3 protein-coding genes and 1 pseudogene are annotated in these 3,322 nt (G+C 36.7%); all 4 read right to left on the bottom strand.

The window, feature by feature from the left end; genetic code table 11:
- On the bottom strand, window positions 1-823 hold an 823-nt coding region (locus AACY61_RS10920; protein WP_339611614.1), incomplete at its 3' end, for a cytochrome oxidase subunit III.
- 45 nt (window positions 824-868) lie between these two features.
- Window positions 869-1,450, bottom strand: coding sequence for a cytochrome c oxidase subunit 3 (locus AACY61_RS10915; protein WP_339611613.1), 582 nt, complete (start codon window positions 1,448-1,450; stop codon window positions 869-871).
- Window positions 1,450-2,343, bottom strand: a complete 894-nt coding sequence (cyoE, locus tag AACY61_RS10910) for a heme o synthase (RefSeq protein ID WP_339611612.1) — start codon at window positions 2,341-2,343, stop codon at window positions 1,450-1,452. The genes AACY61_RS10915 and cyoE overlap by 1 nt, the downstream gene beginning before the upstream one ends.
- Window positions 2,344-2,469: 126 nt before the next feature.
- A pseudogene (locus tag AACY61_RS10905) lies at window positions 2,470-3,322 on the bottom strand (gliding motility protein RemB); the annotation flags it as partial.

Raw genomic sequence — 3,322 nt, 5'->3', positions numbered from 1 at the left:
AAACGTGGAATCCGTGGAAGCCTGTAATAAAGAAAAAGAAGTTTCCAAACAGTGGGTGCCCGTATTCATTGCGGTACATATTGGCTCCTTCCACTACTCTAATTCCTGAGTCGTTTAATTTAGCGACAGACTCTTGTCTGGAGAGTACAATGGGGTGACCATTTTCGTCCAGTTTTTGAATTCTTACCAGTAGGTTTTCCTTTTCGGCAAAGCCTTTTTTGATGTCATCGATTGTATACGTTGACAAGGTTTCTTCGGTTGTATACCAGACACCTGAATTTCTATCATGTTCAGCTCGCTGCGTTGATTCTAGAGCAATGTCGCTCAGGGCAACGCGTTTGCCATCAGCATCTAAAAACTGAATGATGTTTCCGGATCTTGTTTCTACAGCACCATAGGTGCCTTGGATGAAATTTTTCCATTCCCAGGCTTGTGAGCCAAGGAAGATTATTCCTCCAATCAAGGTAAGAAACATATAAAAAACTACTTTATTTTTTTTCATTTGATGACCTGCATCTACTGCGAGTACCATCGTAACAGATGAGAAAATCAAAATAAAGGTCATCAAAGCCACATAGTACATTGGTGCATCTACACCATGTAAAAATGGAAAGTGATTGAACACTTCGTCAGCCACGGGCCAGGAGTCAATGAATTTGTAACGAGAAAAACCATATGCGGCAAGAAAACCAGAAAAGGTCAATGCATCTGAAAGGATGAAAAACCACATCATTAACTTACCATAACTTGCTTTTAACGGCGGGTTTTCACCCCCACCCCAGGTTTTTCCTTCAGTACCTGTTTTAACAACAGTAGCTTCCATATAGCAATATCAGTTTTAAATAAGGGTCAAAAATAAGCATTTTTATTATCTAACGAAATAGAAAAATAAAAACAGATAAATCCATAAGAAATCAACAAAGTGCCAAAAGGTCTCAGCGAGTTCAATACCAAGGGTTTGACCCTTATGATACTTTTGTTTAAAATGATTATAAATTACAACTAAAAGTGCTATCAATGCCCCAAAAATATGAGCCATATGCATCAAAACTACCAAATAAATAAATGAAGTTGTAATGGTGCTTTCACTTCCAGTAAAAAAGTAACCCTCTTCTATAAATTGGGAAAACCCTAAAAACTGAAAATAGACAAATAATACACCAAGCACAAAAGTTGTTATTAACAATACCATTCCGGCACCATGGTTTTCTTTTTGAACAGAAACTCTTGCGAAATACATTGTCAGACTGCTTATCAATACTAAAATTAAACTCACATAAAATGCCTGTGGTATCATAAAATCTGTAAGCCAGTCAGGTCTACTTTTACTTACAATGTATGCACTGGTGAGGCCTGCAAAACTCATAGTCATACTAATCATTGCAAACCAGAGCATCATTTTTTTAGCGCGTCTGTGTTTTACTTCCTGTGAATCTTCTGTATAAGCCATTATCTTAAGAATTTATCTAAAACATAAAGAATTTGAATCAATGTAATATATGCCACACTTACAAACAACAATTTACGGGCAGCTTCAAGTGTTTTTTTTCTAAAGAGTTTTATTGAGTGATACAAAAACCAAATACCCAATAAACCAACTCCAACTGCAGTGAGGGGTGTGATGAAAAATGCTCCTGTCACTCCAAACGCAGGTATCAGTGAAGCCAACAATGTCCAGATAGTGTAAAGAACTATTTGAATTGCGGTTCCGCGGTCTTGTTTTCCTGTTGGTAACATAAAGAATCCTGCTTTTTTATAATCGTCATACAAAAACCAACCTATTGCCCAGAAATGTGGGAATTGCCAAAAAAACTGAATCATAAACAATGTTCCTGCTTCAATGCCAAAATTTCCTGTTGCAGCAACCCAGCCTAACATAAACGGAATTGCTCCCGGAAAAGCCCCTACAAATACAGACAAAGGTGTTTTGGTTTTTAATGGAGTGTATAAACTTACATACATAAAAATTGAAATAGCTCCAAAAAGTGCTGTCTTTGGATTAATGGCATACAAAACTCCAATTCCTAACAACGTAAAAATAATAGCAATTACAAATGCAGTGTTTGAAGTCAACCTACCTGAGGGAATGGGTCTCTTTTGAGTCCGCTTCATTAAGGCATCTAAATCCTTTTCGATGATTTGGTTGAATGCATTGGAGGCTCCCACCATAAAATAACCTCCCAGCGTGAGTAACACTATTGTCACAGCATTGACTTCATCTGCCCCCAGCAAATAGCCTGCAATAGATGAAAATACAACACTTACTGAGAGTCTGACTTTAGTAAGGGCCAAAAAGTCCTTAAAAAAGGATTGAGAAGTGACTTCCAAATTTTTGGTTTCCAAATTTTTAAGTTTTTCATTTACGGAAAAACCCAGATTCCGTAAAGCGGTGCAAAGATACTTCAAGGAGTATGGCTACGCAACAGTTCAAACCAGATAATTTTTATTTAACAAAATTCAGAAATAGTTTTAAAAATCATAATACCAATTGAAAAGGTCTGTGCGTATTCCAAAATTAAACCAAGTTGTGGAATCTTTAAATTCTGTTGCCGTATTTACCTGCGGATTAAAATCACGATAAATCAAACTTGCATAGACTTTAAAGTTGGTAGATGGGTTGATGAGATAACCCGCCTGAAGCTCGCCGTGAAAAACTGAAGTCGTATTTCCCTGTGCTATTTCTATACCAAAATCTGAAGGTCTGTCTCGTTCATCTCTATAGATATTTCCTCCATAATTGAAGGTATCTTCATCATCATTGAAGTCAAAACCTCTTTCACCAAAAATCAATTTTGCACTACCAAATAAGCGGTTTTTTTCATAGCGTGCAATCGCAATAAACTCTTTAAAATTTGCTCCCCAAAGGTGTGCCATTGATTGGTTATTATGTCCGTAATTTAATATTATGGTATTGTGTGAATAGGTATAGGGTCGCACCTGGTTGTACTCAAACTGCAGGAAAAGATTATCAATATCAAAGGGTCTGAAGTATTTCACCCCCAATTGGTATCCTAATTTATTTTTCCAACTTTTTTCACCTCCGAAAATATCACCGGATGAAAACTCATCGATGATCCATTGACCATAGGCTACAAATGAATCTGAAATTTTGTATTTGGAGCTGATTCCTATCAGTGCATTTCCTGATCTTGGTCCTGTAGAAAATTCAATTGCCCGATAGAAAATTACAGGATTTAAATAATTGAGATCAAAACCACGGTCATTGCTGTTATCCCATAAAACACTTTCAAACAAACCGATGTTCCAGCGTTTTGTAATGTTATAGCTCAGGTAGTGTGTAGCCATATACTTGGTTGTAAAG

The organism is uncultured Planktosalinus sp. (assembly GCF_963973675.1).
Classification (GTDB): domain Bacteria; phylum Bacteroidota; class Bacteroidia; order Flavobacteriales; family Flavobacteriaceae; genus Planktosalinus.
The sequence above is the reverse complement of the archived record's forward strand: the minus strand, read 5'-3'. Positions and strand labels throughout refer to the sequence as shown.